Here is a 17,082-nt window from a genome sequence, read left to right as displayed (position 1 = left end):
TATTATTTTGGGCGTCAATGCTGGTAGCCCTATGCCTTGATTGCTACCGCCTTTTTCTAAATCGTCAATTCAGTTAAGAATTTGTGGTCGATATTTTGCTGGTATGTTTACTCCCTTTTATATTTTTTGGAAAAAACGCCAAGAAAAAAATTCAATAAAATCAATGGTTTTTCTGAATGATTTTTTAGGCTGACAAAGGTTTATTTTAAGGTTTGTGGGGTTTTAGGTGTTTTAAGTTTTGTCAGTAAAGTGTGTTATTAGTGAAAACCTCTGAAGCGTTAATCTCTTAAACGTATCCCATAAAATCGAATAGAATAATGCGATTTCCCACAAAGCCAATTCTTAAAAGTCGTTACGCCATTCATTATTAATAATTAAACAAAAAACAAACAAAAAATTAACAAAAAGGTAGCAAAAAAAATTTTAGTGGTTATAATTTCGCGGTTTAAAAACTAAACTAGACAGTGATATTACACGCAGAAAAAAATTAAAATAAAACAAAAATCACGAGATGGGTGAAATGTAATGCAGTATTATTTTAGACACTGGATGTCCTATATCTTAACTTTTGTAGCTAGTTCCAAAAATTGCTTTTATGCACGCAACTTAATTAAATTCACAAAGCTGTCTTTTTCGTTAAAGAAAAAATTGCTACCGCCACGCTTCTTGTTGCCGTTGTTGCTATTATGTTCATTGGATGTGCAGGCATTATCTGCGCAAAGCACAAAAGTAATACAAGGTAGTGCGCCGTATTTTACGTATGATGGTGGGCAAACGAAGATCTCAACCACCGAGGAATTATTAAGTATTAAGCTATCAGACGGTCAAATTATCACACCACAAAAAAATCCGTCAAGCCCAACAAATCCCATTGAGTTACCGCAACTGGGTGATAGTTTTAGTGATATTACTATGCTCGTTCCAGTGGACGTGAATTCAATAGCGCTAAATGCATTACTCGGCCCGCCATATCATTATTGGGGGGATGATGATGGCGACGGTCAAGACGCTAATGGGGCTAGCGCAACAGGGACTTTAACGGTTGATATCACCGATAAAGATGATAATGCCGTGAATCGTAATACGGTATTAAATATATGTGATGCACCTTATAAAGTAGTATTAACAAGCAGTGACGGTAGCTTAAGTACACGTTATGGCATGCCCAATAATAGTACATTTGATAGTGGTAGTGCTGTTTACTATATCAAACCAAAGGGATCAACCCGCTGTCATTATGATGATATCAAATACGTAAGGCCAAATTTATTGCATAATAATTTTGCACCAAAAGGTGCATTAGGCATTTTTGAGACTGTTGGTCATTCTTATCAGTTTTATCTTTTTGGTCACCTGTACACCGACAATGATAGAGGCGGATTTTTAGTTCAATCAACTAAGTTGGCTACCTATGAACAAAATTTTCCGACAACAGGCGCTAATGGGCTGTATTTTTATTTAGATATGGATGATGACGTAAACCCAAGCGAATTAAGTTGGCCTTCGGTAAGTCAGGGAGGGATAACCGCTAGCATGACAGTAGAGCCGCCAAAACCATCAGCAGGTAACGGTTATCACTTTGAGCGTTTAGGCGGGGTAAAAGTCACCCTCACAGGCCCTACGGTAACGGCAGCTCAAAGACAATCTAGCAATCCAGGGACAATAGCTAAGCCAACTTTACCGCAACTATTTGTACTAAAAGGTTATGATAAAAGTAATAATGTGGTAATCAAATATGGATTTGTGTTGAAGCAGTGGTTTGTTCATCGTGGTACAAAAAGGGCTTTCTATTCTGATTCATTAGCATGGTGTAATAGTTTGGGTTATCGTCAGCCAAAACTTAAGGATATAACCAATGCGAAGTGCGGTATTATTAATTCCCGTTTCCCTTGTGTAAATGGCATCGATGGAGCAGTGCCAACATCAAACGCTTGGTTTCGCCAACGTAGAATCGATGCTGGCTTTAGTACGGAGTGGGGAGATGTTAGTTTTTACATTGGTTCTAGTTTTTTCAACGATAGCTACGATTGGCATTGGACTAGTGACATTTTCAATGCAAGCAGCCATTTTGTGGTAAGCCCAGCGGAAGCTACTGTTGATTTCCGCGGGAATGGCGACAATTGGTATACCTTGTGCACTTATCCCTAGCGTTGGGCATTGATAAAAATTCTAAGTTTGCAAAAAGCAATATAAAATTCGGTTAAGCAAAGTAAGTAAAGCGCCAAACGTTCTGTAGTCAGGTGGCGCTTTAGTTAATTACCATCCCAGTTAAGCGCTTTTGCAGTAGCAAGTGTAGTAGCAAGAAAAGGGATTGTTAATCAAATGACTAACTGTCATATTATGGCTAAAAAATAACGTTAAAAACCTCACATAAAAACTTAAAAATCAAGAATAAAAAAATTAATAAAATCAATAGGTTTTCTGACTGATTTTTGATGATAAAACGTATTAATCTTTTGTTAGCTTAAAAATTCTTTTGCTATTTTTTACTAATGAGAAGTAAGTCTTAAAATGATACGATTAATCATAAGCAGATGCTATTTATTGCCCCTTGTTTGTTTTAAAAATATGCATTAAACAATGGGGATTTAAGATAGCAGTGGGAACAATATCCATTGTACGTTAAAATAGTCAGTATTATTACGAAAAATGATAAAGGAAATCGTATGACCACTGAAATGACAACGCTCGATAAAATCAAAAAACAAATTGCCGATAATCCAATTATTCTCTATATGAAAGGTTCGCCAAAATTACCAAGTTGTGGCTTTTCGGCACAGGCGGTGCAGGTTTTATCACAATGTGGAGAACCATTTGCCTATGTTGATATTTTGCAAAATCCAGATATTCGTGCCGAATTACCTAAATTTGCTAATTGGCCAACGTTCCCACAATTATGGGTTGAAGGCGAATTAGTGGGAGGGTGCGATATCTTACTAGAAATGTTTCAAGCTGGCGAGTTGCAAACACTTATTCAACAAACTGCCGAAAAACATAAACCTTAATTTTTAAATAGCATTAAGCGTGCAGATTAAGCGCGCTTTTTTATCGGTTTTTATCGGTTTTTATCGGTAATTTTTTATTATTGTGTTTATGAATGCTTCGTGTTACTAAGTATTTTCTCAATCCATGATTGATGTTACTTCTCTATCATCTATGGCTGTTAAAGGCCATCCACCTAATGTTTTAAGTCGATTGACGATTTTGCAAAAGAGTATCGCAGTTTTTTGCGTGTCGTATAGCGCACTATGAGCTTGTTTATGATCAAATTCGATTTGTGCTACTTGACAAGCTTTGGCCAGTACGGTTTGCCCAAAAACTAAGCCACTTAGTGATGCCGTATCGAAGGTGGCAAATGGGTGGAATGGATTACGTTTGATATTTGAGCGTTCAGCGGCAGCCATTAAAAAACTGTGATCAAAGTGTGCGTTGTGTGCCACAATGACTGCGCGGGTACATTCGTTATTTTTTATGCCGGCTCTAACCATTTTGAATATTTCGTCTAAAGCGTGCTTTTCATCTACCGCTGAGCGTAAAGGGTTAGTCGGATCGATTCCGTTAAAAGCCAGTGCTGTTGGCTCTAAAATCGCGTCGCTAAATGGATTAACATTAAATTGCAAGGATTGATCTGGCTCTAGCCAGCCGTCGGGTGTCATTTTTAAAGTAATAGCGGCAATTTCTAAAATAGCATTGAGTTTTGGATCAAACCCTGATGTTTCTATATCAATAACAACAGGATAAAACCCACGAAAGCGTTCACATAATTTGGCGTTTGGCACGTTAATCTATCTTAATTTGTCAAAAAAAGACTATTATGACAGCTTTTGATTATTTCGCCTAGCATTGGCATTGAGATTTGCTATTGAATAGTTAATTTTAATGCGCTTTTATTGTGGCAAGGATTGTAGCCATTTTTGCAAAATAGAGATTAAAACGAACAAGAAGATGCGCTGATTGATTAAAGTGATTATAATCAATCATCATCATATAAATGATCTTAAAACCGAGTGAATTATGCACAACTTTGAATTAGAAAAGATAATTAATAATGAACTACAAATTACCCGTTATCGTGATTATGCACCAAATGGATTGCAAGTGCAGGGGCGCGAACAGGTGCATAAGATTGTGACTGGCGTGACCGCGTGTCAGTTATTATTGGATAAAGCGGTTGAATTACAAGCCGATGCTATACTTGTGCACCATGGCTATTTTTGGAAAAGTGAACCACAAACCATTACAGGTATTAAATATAAACGGCTTAAAACACTATTAACGCATGATATTAATTTATACAGTTATCACTTGCCATTAGATGGACACTCCATTTTTGGTAATAATATTGAGTTAGCTAATTTGTTGGGGATTGCGGTCGATAAGCGTAATGATATCGCTGATCTGCTTTTTACTGGCACGTTAAACATGCCACTGACGGCGCTACAATTTAAACAACACCTAGAGCAAGTGTTACACAATAATCAGCGACAAGTGTTATTTTGTGGTGATAATGCACCAGCAGTGATTAATCGTATTGCGTGGTGTAGTGGTGGAGGGCAAGATTATATTGAGCAGGCAGCGCAAAATGGCGTGGATGCTTTTTTTACTGGCGAAGTTTCGGAACGCACTATTCATATTGCGCGCGAGTACGGCATTAATTTTTATGCTGCTGGGCATCACGCTACCGAGCGTTACGGCATTAAAAAATTAGGCGAATGGTTAGCTAATAATCATGGTGTTGAAGTTATTTTTATTGATATTGATAATCCGGCGTAACAAAAGTTGAATTTACTTTAGAAATATCGCATACTTGTTCGCAGATTTTTTATTCTTTACGTTGTGTTATAAACCAATAATATGAGAGGTCATTTTATGTTTACAGGAAGTTTGGTCGCACTTGTTACTCCGATGGATACCAAAGGAAATGTTGATCATGTAAGCTTAAAAAAATTGGTTGAATATCATATTGCTAATGGGACATCGGCTATTGTTTCGGTTGGAACAACAGGCGAATCGGCAACACTTGATCATCACGAGCATATTGATGTTATTAAACGAACCATTGATTATGCTGACGGTCGTATAGCCATTATTGCGGGCACAGGGGCTAATGCAACTAAAGAGGCTATTGAATTAACTCATCGGGTTGAAAATATTGGTGTTGTAGGTTGTTTAACGGTTGCACCTTATTATAACAAACCTACTCAAGAAGGTATGTATCAGCATTTTAAAGCCATTGCTGAAAGCACCGCTCTGCCTCAGATTTTATATAATGTGCCAGGTCGCACCAGTAGTGATATTAAACCTGAAACGGTTGGACGCTTGGCTAAAATCAAAAATATTGTTGCATTAAAAGATGCAACAGGCGATCTTTCTAGAGTCTATCCTACTCGTAAATTGGTTGGACCTGACTTTAAGTTACTTAGTGGTGATGATTCAACATTTTTGGATTTTATGATTTTAGGTGGTGATGGTGTTATTTCCGTTACCGCTAATGTTGCAGCTAAAGCTGTTGCAACTGTATGTCAACTTGCTGCCAATAACCAAATTCAAGAAGCCCGAACTTTAAATGATACCTTAATGGCTTTACATCATAATTTATTTATCGAACCGAATCCAACCCCAGTCAAATGGGCTTGTGCAAAATTAGGTTTAATGCAAGATGCAACAATTCGATTGCCAATGGTATCACTCAGTGCATCATCGATCCCCGCAGTTGAACAAGCGTTAAAAGAAGCAAATTTACTCTAATTAGTGTTGTATAACCTTTATTTTAAAAAGTAGATATCTATGTTAAATCACACATTGAACAGAACTTTATTTAAAAACAAAGCCATTAAAAAAGTGGCTGTTTTAACCATTATGACTTCTTTATTTCTTGTTGGCTGTGGGAGCAATCAAAACTATAAGCGTGAAGTCGATGGAAATGAAGATTACCTTAAAGCGCCTACATTAAAACCGTTAATTATTCCTGATGGCATTTCTGTGCCAGCTGAAAGCGGTGAATTTTATGTTAATAATGCTGAAGTTAGCGGTGATTTAGGCAAAAGAGTGGATATCCGCCCACCCATTTTACCGATTCCGACTATTCAAGAAGCCTTTGCAATTTATAATAACGGCGCGGTGACTTTTAACGTGCCATTAAGTTATAACGTGTGGGATCGTATCCCGAATAGCTTAAGCAAAAGAAATATCTCCATTGTTAGTCAAGATCATAATACGCTAAAAACTGGTAAGGCATTTATGGTACGTGCAGATGAAGATCAAACCGTTGAAGCAGCTTATTCATTTAAAAGACAATTAGTGGGTGATACCGAAACGATAGTGATTTCAACGGTTTCATTAACACGTGGGGCTGATGATTTAACTTCGCAGCCTATTGAAGTACAGCGTTATGTTGTTAGCTTATTTAATGGCATAATGGATGATGTTGCACCAGATTCATTGCGCGTTGTACCACCAAAAGCGCAAAGTGATGATGCTGCGAAAGACAAGGCCGAGGGCAAGAAACCCGCAACAGCCGTGAGTGGTGAAAATCAATAATAAGTTTGGAATTTAAGGAGCGAATAGCTCCTTAATTCTTTATTGGCAATTTGATATAAGGTTATAAGCATGAAAAAGTTGGCTGAGCTTTATCGTGGTAAAGCAAAAACGGTATATACAACCGAAAACCCTGATTTATTAATCCTTGAGTTTCGCAATGATACATCGGCATTTGATGGTTTACGTATCGAACAGTTAGAACGTAAAGGAATGGTTAATAATAAATTTAATTATTTTATTATGACTCAATTGCGTGAAGCAGGTATTCCAACCCAAGTTGAAGCTTTACTATCAGATAATGAAGTGTTAGTTAAAAAGCTACAAATGGTACCTGTGGAATGCGTGGTGCGTAATCGTGCAGCGGGATCTTTAGTTAAACGTTTAGGTGTTGAGGAAGGCAAAGTTTTAAATCCTCCTACATTTGAATTATTTCTCAAAAACGATGCATTGCATGATCCAATGGTAAATGCATCGCATTGCAAAGCCTTTGGCTGGGCTAGTGAAGATCAACTAGTTAAAATGAAAGAGCTCAGTTTTAAAATTAACACAATTTTAACTGATTTATTTGATAAAGCGGGGCTAATATTGGTTGATTACAAACTTGAGTTTGGCTTATTTAAAAATGAAATTACCTTAGGTGACGAGTTTTCGCCCGATGGTTGTCGTTTGTGGGAAAAAGATACACTAAAAAAAATGGATAAAGATCGCTTTCGACAAGGTTTAGGTGGCGTAATTGAAGCCTATGAAGAAGTGGCAAAACGTATAGGTGTTCCTTTGTAATGTTTGCGCAGTTTGATATTTCTTTTTTTCTTCTTTTAGGGTTAGCTGCACTGTGTTATTTAACACATAATAACACAGTGACATTTGCAGTACTGTTATTGTTATTATTTAAGCTAACGCCATTAGCTGTTTACTTTCCATTTTTAAATCAATATGGTTTAACTATCGGTATTGTTATTTTAACGGCGGCTATGATGGTGCCATTGGCGGATGGATCATTAAAGATTGGCGATCTTGCCAAATCGTTTACCTCTTGGCAATCTTTATTGGCGATCGTTGTAGGTATTTTGGTATCGTGGCTTGGTACACGTGGTGTATCGCTAATGGGAGCACACCCAACCATTATTAATGGCTTAATTATTGGCACATTAGTTGGTGTGGCTTTTTTCAAAGGCATTCCTGTTGGACCGTTGATTGCGGCTGGTTTGTTGTCGTTATTGATTGGAAAAAGTTAGTCTATGTGCAACGCCAACAGCACAAGAACGCTATGGGTGTTACAGGGTGAAACTAGGCAATTATTTGCACAACTTAGTCATATTATCGGTAATTATGCTGGAGATTGGCTAACGATCACCTCGCAGACTAATTGGCCAAATGAATTTGTTTCCAATATGCTTTCCCCTAACCAAACTAAAAAGTTATTAGGGCGCCAATTTCGACATGCTATATTTGATGCAACAGCAGGGTTCAACCTTGATGCCTTTGCTATGCTGGTTGGCACGCTCGTTAAAGGTAGTATGCTAGTTTTGTTATTACCTAACGACTTATCCCGTTGGCACGATCAGGACAGCTTGCGTTGGAACGAAAATCCAACCGCTATTACTGTGCCTAATTTTATTGCGCATTTAATGCAGACCTTGGCGGAATGTGGTTTATCCTCTAGTTGCAGATATTTTTCCAAACCAGCGACATTCTCGATCCCATCTTTACCTGTTATTACCGATAATTATTGCGATTTAACCGAACAACAAAACACGTTAAAGCAATTGTTAAACAGCAATAAGCTCATTAATGTCGTAGTTGCCAAACGTGGGCGAGGCAAATCAGCATTAGCTGGGCAGTTTAGTCATTATCGGCGTTGCATTGTTACTGCACCCAATAAATCAGCATTAACTACCTTTTTTACTTTTGCTAAGCCGAATACCCTCTTTTTTGCTCCTGATGAATTAATTGCATGTTCTCATAATAATTTTGCGGATTATTTGATTATTGACGAAGCTGCAATGATCCCTTTGCCAATGCTAAAAAAATTGCTACAACAGGCAATTGCCAATAATAGCAGAGTGTTGTTAACTACTACAGCTGAAGGCTATGAAGGTACTGGGCAGGGCTTTTTGTTGAAATTGTTGTTAGACAATTCATGTCAATATTTCTACCTACACACACCCATTCGTTGGCATGCAGGTGATAAGTTGGAGCAATTTAGTGATCGGTTGTTGCTAAATGGTTTATTAGAGCAAAAGGCTGGCTCCGAGCTCAATGTATTATTAGCACAATATTCGAAGGTTGAACGCAATGATATTAACACATTAAGATCTATCTTTTATTTATTAAAAATCGCGCATTATCAAACCACATTAACTGATTTAAGGCGCTTGTTTGACGCACAAAACTTGTCGGTTTGGCAGGCGACAATCGGCAATGAGCAAGTTGCTGCGGCACTCGCCGTTGATGAAGGCAACTTGCCCGATAGTCTGATCAATGAAGTGTGGAAAGGAACTCGCCGACCTAAAGGCAATTTAGTTGCGCAATCGCTTGTTGCACATGCGGGAGAACGGTTGGCAGCTAAATTGCGTTCGGTTAGAATTAACCGCATTGCGGTGCTAAACACCTATCGGCGCAAACATATTGCTAGCCAACTTATACACACCCTATTTGATCATGCTAAAACACAGCATAATGATTTTTTGTCAGTTAGTTTTGCTTATAGCCCGACTAATTATCAATTTTGGACCGCTTGTGGATTTGTTTTGGTTCACGTTAGTAGCCATAAACAGGCAAGTAGTGGCAGTTATTCTGTTATGGCGCTTAAACCACTAACCGAATCTGGATTGCATTTAACCATTAAGCTAGAGCAGAAACTACAGCGCAATGCATACTGGCTTAAAGATATCATCGATTTGCCTTTCAGCGAGATGATCACAAAAGACAGTAATGTCATGCTTTCACAAGATTTAGATGCGCAAGATTTAGATGAACTGGCTGGATTTGTTTACTATCACCGACCGTTTGAAGCGACTTATGCGGCGCTGTGCCGATTGAATCACTATAATCAAACCCACCAGCAACCATTATCAATGCAGATATTGTCAGCATTGATAAAAAACAAAAATAATCAACCATTGATCGTGAATTTATATCAACTTGCGGGTAAATCAGCGCTAATGCAGGCTATTAAGCACGAGGTCAAAACATGGTTGGAAAAGTAAGGCAATAGTGTGATTTTTAACAAAATACCCAATAAAGTTAGCTGATCATTATTGCAGGTTGCCATGAGGTATGTTTACAATGATCATCATGTTTCAATTTAGTTTTTTTAACTCAATTCGTTTTTATTAAAAAGGAATCGAATGTGACGCATAATAATTTAGAAATCCGATCGCAACATCGGTATTCACAAACCAATCAACCAAAAAATCAACCAACAACAGGTATTGAATATTTTTTTAAAGGATGGTCATTGGCGTTTAGCCCAGGTATTAAGCGATTTGTTTTTTTACCCATAATCGCCAATGTTGTGGTTATGTCGATATTATTTTATTGGTTTTTTCATACCATCTCGGGCATGGTCGATTGGGGGTTATCGTATATGCCAAGTTGGTTACATTGGTTAGGGTATATCCTCATTTTAATGGTCATTTTGATGTTAGTTATCCTATTTTGTTATTTCTTTAGCACTATAACTAATATCATTGCCGCACCGTTTAACGGTTTATTGGCCGAACAGGTTGAGGCACAGTTAACGGGTATTCCTGCTCCTGATACATCGTGGATTAGTATCATTAAAGATCTACCACGTATTTTTGGCAGAGAACTACACAAACTCGCCAATTATCTATTATGGGCAATCCCCATATTGTTAACTTATTTTATTCCTGTTATTGGACAATCAATAACGCCTGTGGTTTGGTTTTTATTTACTGCTTGGCAAATTAATATTCAGTATGCTGATTATGCCTTTGATAACCATAAAATAACTTTTCAGCGGATGAGTGAGTTACTTAAACAAGATCGGGGTGATAATTTAGCTTTTGGCATATTAGTCAGCTTTTTTACTATGGTACCGGTGCTTAATTTAATTATTATGCCTATTGCTGTGTGTGGCGCAACAGCAATGTGGGTTGATCGCTATCGTCATCAAGCACTATTTGATAGTAGTGCCCAAGATTTTCGCTAAGGCACGTGTTACTTTTTGTTAGTTGAATTTTTTGATGGCTAATCGTCGTCGTCATCTTGATAAGGGATAGGTTTTATCCCTTTCTTTTTTTCAAGATACGCTTTGTAACTTAGCCGATTCAGTGCTTTAATAGCATTAATAAAAATCCCAATTAAAATCACCACAATCATCCACCAGTAATCTTTTAACCACTCCATGCTATTTCCTTTTAAACTAATTGGATAACGACACAATGATAGCTATGTTAGCAATAATTTTTCTAAAATACGGTGATAAATCGCAGTTAAGGTAATAATATCTTGGCAATTAGCGTTTTCATTGACTTTGTGTATAGTTTTATTAAGTACTCCAAGTTCAATAACTTGGCATCCCATTTGAGCAATAAAACGCCCGTCCGATGTGCCGCCACTGGTCGATAGTTTAGTGTCAATATTGGTAAATTCTTTAATGGCACTAACCGCTGCATTAGTTAAATCGCCTTGTGGGGTTAAAAATGGGTGCCCTGATAATCGCCAATTTAATGTATAATTTAAATTATGCTTTTGTAAGATCTGCTCTACGCGTGTTTTAATTGCCGTGTCAGTCAATTCACTACTATAACGAAAGTTAAATTGTACACTCAGATCGCCAGGTACAACATTTTCAGCGCCAGTACCACCATTAATATTGGCAACTTGCATAGTCGTTTGTGGAAAGTATTGATTGCCTTCATCCCAAATAGTATTAACAAGTTCATCTAGTGCAGGGGCAAAGCGATGAATAGGATTATCCGCAAGGTGCGGGTAAGCGACATGACCTTGAATTCCATGTACAATCAAATTGGCAGTGAGTGAGCCACGGCGTCCATTTTTAATCTGATCACCAAGTACAACGTCACTTGACGGTTCGCCTACAATACAGTAATCAACACGTTCTTTTCGTTTAATAAGCAAATCAACGACTTTAACTGTGCCATCGCTTGCATCGGCTTCTTCATCTGATGTAATTAAAAAGGCCACTCGCCCAGCATGATTTGGGTATTGCTTAACAAAATCTTCTGCGGCACAAACCATTGCAGCAACACCACTTTTCATATCAGATGCGCCACGACCATAAAGCACACCGTGTTCATCAATGGTTGGTGTAAACGGTGGGTATAGCCATTTGCTTTCATCACCAACTGGCACAACATCGGTATGTCCAGCAAACATAAGGGTTTTACTGGTGGCATCACCATGATAAGCCCATAAATTTTTGGTTTGCCCAATATTCACTTCTTCAATAATAAAACCGAGCGGTTTTAATCGCTCAATAATCATCTTTTGACAGTTTTTATCGTCAGGGCTTATTGATTTTTCAGCAATGAGTGCTTTGGTTAGCGCAATAACAGGTTCAGTCATAATAGTCTCGATTTTATTTAGATTGCGAAATAAATTGTGAATAGAGTTCATTTGAAAACCCCAACACAGCACGCTTGCCACCGTCAATAAGCAAAGGGCGTTTTAAAATGGATGGGTTGGTTAACATAATCTTTTTTGCAGATTGCACATCATTTATTTGTGAACGGACGGGCTCATCTAATTTTCGCCAAGTTGTTCCTCGGGTATTAAGTAAACTTTGCCAATCGACTAATTGCAAAAAAATATCTAAAAGATCTTCAGAAAGACCATCAGTTTTATAATTATGAAATTGATAACTGACATGGTGATCATCAAGCCAAGTAAAGGCCTTTTTCATTGTATTGCAGTTTTTAATGCCATAGATGATGTACATAATAGAAATCCAAGTTTGAAGGATAACAAAATTATAGCAGTATGGGCATTGTGCAGCAAATTGCAAGAAACTATTTGGTTAGATATCTTATTATTGATTGATTTAGTGTCATTAATTTTTTATCCATTGGTTTTATCTTAAAATAGAAATAAAACCAATGTGGTATCTGATGTTTTTTGCGTGAAAAATTAAGTTATCATATAAAAATTTAAAAACTTGTTACCCTTTTTTTTAACAAAAAATTAAAATTAATAAAAACAATGAATTATAAAAACCTTTTCAAAAAGGGTTTTTGAAGACAAAAATCCTATTTGCCTTTTGCCAAACAAAGTTTATAGTATATTCGTTTCTAGTTTACCGCCGTGTAGGCGGTTTAGAAATTTCCTTTTTTTAAAACCAGAACCATTAAAATGTTTACCGCCGTGTAGGCGGTTTAGAAAACAACTCATTTCTATCATTAAAAAATAGACATGTTTACCGCCGTGTAGGCGGGTGCGTTTATAATGACAGTAAAAATCTATTGGGAATTTAAAGGACAATTAGCTATAGATTTTTATTGATTAACATGAGTAATCTACCATTAATTAATTGCAATAAATTAGCTATTAGATAAGGACAGTCTTTAGGGATTTTATATAAAATCCCTTATTTAATTTAGCATTTATCAATAAAGTAACGCATAATGCGATTATCATTAGTTAGTTCGGGGTGAAAGGCGCAAACTAGGATATTATTTTGTTCTGCCATAATACAATGCTGTTGGACAAATGCGAGTTGCTGAACAGCTTTTCCTGCTTTGGTAATATAGGGGGCTCGAATAAATACAGCGGGTATTTGTAGACCAACAACTGGTATATCTAAGGTTGTTTCAAAGCTGTTAACTTGGCGTCCAAATCCATTTCTTTCAACACTTATATCGATTAAATTCAATAACTCTACTTCGTTATGTGTTGTGGTTTTACCGCAAAGCACAAACCCAGCACAAGTGCCAAAAATACCTTTGCCTTGTTTAGCAAATTGTTGAATGGGTGTTAAAAGCCCATTTTGTTTGATTAAACGGCTGATTGTTGTGGATTCTCCACCTGGGATAATTAAACCATCTAACCTTGCTAATTGTTCGGCTTTCTGAACTAAAGACGTTTGTACATTGTTGATACTACTTAACATTGTCATATGCTCACTTACCGCACCTTGTAAATTGAGCACACCAATATGCTTGATACTTGGTTTTGATGAATACATTATTACCAACCCCGATCTTGCATTTTTTCGGATTGAGTCAGTGTGCTAATTTCAATGCCTTTCATTGCTTCGCCTAAACCTTTTGAAAGCTGAGCTAAGCGTGGATAATCATCAAAATAAGTCGTGGCTTGTACAATGGCTTTGGCAAATTTTTCAGGATTTTGTGATTTAAAAATCCCAGATCCAACAAAAATGCCATCGGCACCAAGTTGCATCATTAATGCCGCATCGGCGGGGGTTGCTATGCCGCCTGCGGCAAAATTAACAACGGGTAATTTTCCTTGCTGTTTGATTTGTAAAATCAGTTCGTAAGGTGCATTTATTTCTTTGGAGAAGGTCATTAATTCATCTTTTGATTTACTGACCACTAGGCGGATTTGTTCATTGACTTTACGCATGTGGCGCACAGCTTCAACAATGTTACCCGTGCCGGGTTCACCTTTGGTGCGTAGCATTGATGCACCTTCGCCAATTCGGCGTAGTGCTTCACCTAAATCACGGCATCCACAAACAAATGGCACGGTAAATTCATCTTTAAGTAAGTGGTACTGTTCATCGGCAGGGGTTAATACCTCGCTTTCATCAATATAATCAACGCCCATCGATTCTAGAATACGGGCTTCAATAATATGACCAATTCGAGCTTTAGCCATAACAGGTATACTCACATTTTTCATCACTTGCTCAACAATGGTTGGGTCAGCCATTCTGGCTACGCCACCAGCCGAGCGGATATCCGACGGTACTCGTTCTAGTGCCATCACTGCAACTGCGCCAGCTTGTTCGGCAATTTTGGCTTGTTCTGCATTAACAACATCCATAATTACACCGCCTTTTTGCATTTGTGCCATGCCTCGTTTAACGGTTTGTGTGCCTGTAACTTGGTTCATCTTTTACTCCTTTTTAGGTTTATAATGGCAATATTGTTTAACTGTAATTAGTGTGGAGTATTATTCAAAAATAAAGCACAATAAAAAACAGCCAATTGGACTATAATAAAACCATCCAATTTTGGGTAAATTTGCTGTAACAAAAATAATTAAAAAACGGGCTAAACCATTAAAGTGGAATAATAATGTGGGATAAACAAAAACTGGTACCATTTACTGGAGCGCTTTTTAAAAAGGTGACGCAGCTAATAGAACACTATATTGAGCAGGGCGTGTTGTTCGCGGGTGAAAGACTACCTTCAGAACGTGATCTGGCAAAAAAATTGTGTGTTAATCGCTCAACTGTGGTTCATGCGCTGGAGTTGTTAACAGAACGGGGTGTGCTGATCCGTCGTCAAGGGAGTGGCACCTATGTTAATAAGCAAAAATGGGGCGTGCAAGCTTATTCATCGATTAATTGGCGTTTACCTGCACATTTTTATCATAATAAACAATCGTTTTATCAGCAAAAAGTAGCGCAAATTCGCGAACAACAATTGTGTATTTGTGATCTGGCTAATGGTGATTTACCAACGCATTTAATCCCCAAGCTCCAGTTGCCAAATATTTCGTTAAATGAATTAATTATGCACGAAAAAAACAGTGATATGTTGCAATTAGGTTTGCCATCGCTTAAAGCACAAATTGCACTTTATATGCAAAGCCAGTTTGCTATGCAAGTTGATATTAATGAAATTTTAATTACATCAGGTACGCAACAATCATTATTTCTTATTACACAGGGTTTACTTAAACCTGGCGATACAGTTGGTATAGAGTCTCCTTCCTATTTTTACTCATTACCTTTGTTTCAAGCAGCGGGATTACGTTTATATGGTATTGAATGCGATAATGAAGGCATAACGCTTGATAGCCTATCAAATTGTGTACGGCAACATCAAATAAAATGGTTATTTTTAAATCCTATTTTTCAAAATCCAACAGGGTTTGTTATGAGCAATGAGCGAAAGTTGGCAATATTAGCGTTTTGTCGACTACAATGTATCGGGATTGTTGAAGATGATGCTTATAGCCGTCTAGCATTTACTCCTGATTTAGCTGTAATGCCAATTAAAAAGTATGATCAGCATAACCAAGTTATCTATTTAGGGTCGTTATCAAAATATATTGGGCGAAATATTCGTGTTGGATGGATGTTAGCGCCGTATAATATTATCGAAAATTTAGCCAAAATTCGTCAACACATTGATTCAGGTTTAAGTATATTGCCACAATTATTAGCTCAAGAATATTTACAACGTTATCACGCTTCACACCAACAACAATTACGTCAAGCACTACAAATCAAAGCTGAACAGTTAATGCAGTGGTTAGATAACTATTTTGGTGGTGACATTACTTATCAAGCGCCGTTGGGTGGTTTTCATCTGTATGCTCATTTGCCCGTGAGCACGGTGGTACAAGAATCAACCTTGCTTAATCAATTGCTGTCAAAAGGGATAATTGTATCGCAAGGTGCCGATTTTGGTGACGAACTTGGCACCATTAGGTTAAGCTTTGGTCATTTTGATCAGCAACTGAATATGGACAAATAAAATAGATTAGCTTTTTATTTTGTCAGATAGCATTTTCGTTGCACTCAGTAAATATTGAACAAACTCGTTGATTCTTTCACTTGGCATTTGAAATCGAACCCCTGATGTGCTAATTGCGGCAATGACTTTGCCACTTTTATCATAAACTGGTGCAGCTAAGCAAGTCACTTCGTCAAAGTCTTCGGCGTTATCAAATGCCCAACCTTGTTCGCGTATTTTTTTAAGTTCCTTTTTGTATGCCGTTTTTGTGGTAATTGTGTTTTGTGTTTTAATCACTAAGTTTTCGTTTGGATATAACTCATCAATACGCTGTTCTGGTTCCCATGCTAAAAGTGCTTTACCAAGAGCAGAGCTATGCAATGAAAGCTTGCGACCTAGCCAGCTTTTGACCTGAATTGCGCTAGGGCTTTCGACTTTGGCTAAATAAATCGCTGAGTTGCCGTCTAATATGCCTAAATGGCAAGCAAGTTGTGTTTTATCTCGCAAAAATGAAAGAGGCTCAATGGCTAGCTCTTTTATATTAAATTGTTCAATTGCTTTATTGCCAAATTCATAAAAAGCAAGTCCTAAAAAGTATTTTCCTTCATTTTGCCTTAATAAGCCATTAGTAATCAAACTGGCAAGTAATGTTGATTTACTTTAGTGGTTGTTTTTTAATCGATTCATAAAAATGTTAAATAATCAAAATATTAAAGAGTTATCAACAAGCTTATTCAATACTTATTAAATCCAACAGTGAATAATATTTCAAGTTAGTTTTGGCATTATTAGTTAAGCCTGTGATGAAGGTTTGCTTCAAAATTTGTTCTGACTATTAAACTTAATTTGCTTGTTTTATTTTGGTATGTAATCATTTAATTTATTGTTATTATTTATAAAATTTATT

General features: G+C 37.2%; 17 protein-coding genes. 10 read left to right on the top strand and 7 right to left on the bottom strand.

Going from position 1 to position 17,082, the window contains the following annotated elements; all coding sequences use genetic code 11:
• The first annotated feature begins 549 nt into the window (after positions 1-549).
• Both A9G42_RS05235 and A9G42_RS05230 read left to right on the top strand, forming a co-directional pair.
• Positions 550-2,148: a hypothetical protein gene (locus tag A9G42_RS05235; RefSeq protein WP_143426106.1), complete on the top strand. Its 1,599-nt coding sequence runs from the start codon at positions 550-552 to the stop codon at positions 2,146-2,148.
• 530 nt (positions 2,149-2,678) lie between these two features.
• Positions 2,679-3,005, top strand: coding sequence for a Grx4 family monothiol glutaredoxin (locus A9G42_RS05230; RefSeq protein WP_065580276.1), 327 nt, complete (start codon positions 2,679-2,681; stop codon positions 3,003-3,005).
• 117 nt (positions 3,006-3,122) lie between these two features.
• On the opposite strand, the gene rnt is transcribed toward A9G42_RS05230, so the two are convergent.
• Positions 3,123-3,779, bottom strand: coding sequence for a ribonuclease T (rnt, locus tag A9G42_RS05225; protein WP_218837669.1), 657 nt, complete (start codon positions 3,777-3,779; stop codon positions 3,123-3,125).
• A gap of 235 nt (positions 3,780-4,014) precedes the next feature.
• Here rnt and A9G42_RS05220 point away from each other — a divergent pair, with 235 nt between their 5' ends.
• The 7 genes from A9G42_RS05220 to cysZ all read left to right on the top strand — a co-directional run bounded on the left by A9G42_RS05220 (position 4,015) and on the right by cysZ (position 10,717).
• Complete coding sequence (locus A9G42_RS05220) at positions 4,015-4,773, top strand: Nif3-like dinuclear metal center hexameric protein (protein WP_065566281.1); 759 nt, start codon at positions 4,015-4,017, stop codon at positions 4,771-4,773.
• A gap of 96 nt (positions 4,774-4,869) precedes the next feature.
• Entirely contained in the window at positions 4,870-5,748 is an 879-nt protein-coding gene (gene dapA / locus A9G42_RS05215; RefSeq protein WP_065566282.1) for a 4-hydroxy-tetrahydrodipicolinate synthase, read from the top strand.
• 39 nt (positions 5,749-5,787) lie between these two features.
• On the top strand, positions 5,788-6,540 hold the full coding sequence (bamC, locus tag A9G42_RS05210; RefSeq protein WP_065652825.1) for an outer membrane protein assembly factor BamC: 753 nt from the start codon (positions 5,788-5,790) through the stop codon (positions 6,538-6,540).
• Between the two features lie 69 nt (positions 6,541-6,609).
• Positions 6,610-7,320 carry a phosphoribosylaminoimidazolesuccinocarboxamide synthase gene (gene purC, locus A9G42_RS05205; RefSeq protein WP_065652824.1) on the top strand — a complete coding sequence of 237 codons (711 nt, stop codon included), beginning with the start codon at positions 6,610-6,612 and terminating at the stop codon, positions 7,318-7,320.
• On the top strand, positions 7,320-7,775 hold the full coding sequence (locus A9G42_RS05200; protein WP_065652823.1) for a DUF441 domain-containing protein: 456 nt from the start codon (positions 7,320-7,322) through the stop codon (positions 7,773-7,775). The genes purC and A9G42_RS05200 overlap by 1 nt, the downstream gene beginning before the upstream one ends.
• 3 nt (positions 7,776-7,778) lie before the next feature.
• Positions 7,779-9,749, top strand: a complete 1,971-nt coding sequence (locus A9G42_RS05195) for a tRNA(Met) cytidine acetyltransferase TmcA (protein WP_065652822.1) — start codon at positions 7,779-7,781, stop codon at positions 9,747-9,749.
• A gap of 164 nt (positions 9,750-9,913) precedes the next feature.
• Positions 9,914-10,717 (top strand): sulfate transporter CysZ, encoded by an 804-nt coding sequence (gene cysZ, locus A9G42_RS05190; RefSeq protein WP_081302220.1) that lies wholly within the window; start codon positions 9,914-9,916, stop codon positions 10,715-10,717.
• Between the two features lie 38 nt (positions 10,718-10,755).
• On the opposite strand, the gene A9G42_RS13260 is transcribed toward cysZ, so the two are convergent.
• From A9G42_RS13260 to pdxS, 5 genes are all read right to left on the bottom strand, one after another.
• Positions 10,756-10,914: a YpfN family protein gene (locus A9G42_RS13260; RefSeq protein ID WP_081295541.1), complete on the bottom strand. Its 159-nt coding sequence runs from the start codon at positions 10,912-10,914 to the stop codon at positions 10,756-10,758.
• Between the two features lie 42 nt (positions 10,915-10,956).
• Entirely contained in the window at positions 10,957-12,096 is a 1,140-nt protein-coding gene (dapE, locus tag A9G42_RS05185) for a succinyl-diaminopimelate desuccinylase (protein WP_065582810.1), read from the bottom strand.
• Between the two features lie 13 nt (positions 12,097-12,109).
• Positions 12,110-12,469 carry an ArsC family reductase gene (locus tag A9G42_RS05180; RefSeq protein WP_065582761.1) on the bottom strand — a complete coding sequence of 120 codons (360 nt, stop codon included), beginning with the start codon at positions 12,467-12,469 and terminating at the stop codon, positions 12,110-12,112.
• Between the two features lie 654 nt (positions 12,470-13,123).
• The gene (pdxT, locus tag A9G42_RS05175) at positions 13,124-13,711 is read right to left on the bottom strand and encodes a pyridoxal 5'-phosphate synthase glutaminase subunit PdxT (RefSeq protein WP_065652821.1); all 588 of its coding nucleotides are present in this window, start codon (positions 13,709-13,711) and stop codon (positions 13,124-13,126) included.
• 2 nt (positions 13,712-13,713) lie between these two features.
• Entirely contained in the window at positions 13,714-14,601 is an 888-nt protein-coding gene (pdxS, locus tag A9G42_RS05170; RefSeq protein ID WP_065652820.1) for a pyridoxal 5'-phosphate synthase lyase subunit PdxS, read from the bottom strand.
• A gap of 185 nt (positions 14,602-14,786) precedes the next feature.
• On the opposite strand from pdxS, the gene A9G42_RS05165 reads away from it, so the two are divergent.
• Positions 14,787-16,196, top strand: coding sequence for an aminotransferase-like domain-containing protein (locus A9G42_RS05165; RefSeq protein ID WP_065652819.1), 1,410 nt, complete (start codon positions 14,787-14,789; stop codon positions 16,194-16,196).
• Positions 16,197-16,202: 6 nt separating this feature from the next.
• Here the strand turns inward: A9G42_RS05165 and A9G42_RS05160 are convergent, their stop codons facing one another.
• The gene (locus tag A9G42_RS05160) at positions 16,203-16,811 is read right to left on the bottom strand and encodes an IclR family transcriptional regulator (RefSeq protein WP_081295537.1); all 609 of its coding nucleotides are present in this window, start codon (positions 16,809-16,811) and stop codon (positions 16,203-16,205) included.
• Positions 16,812-17,082: the final 271 nt, after the last annotated feature.

The sequence above is a fragment of the Gilliamella sp. Nev6-6 genome (genome assembly GCF_001690605.1).
Classification (GTDB): Bacteria; Pseudomonadota; Gammaproteobacteria; order Enterobacterales; family Orbaceae; genus Gilliamella; species Gilliamella apicola_C.
The sequence above is the reverse complement of the archived record's forward strand: the minus strand, read 5'-3'. Positions and strand labels throughout refer to the sequence as shown.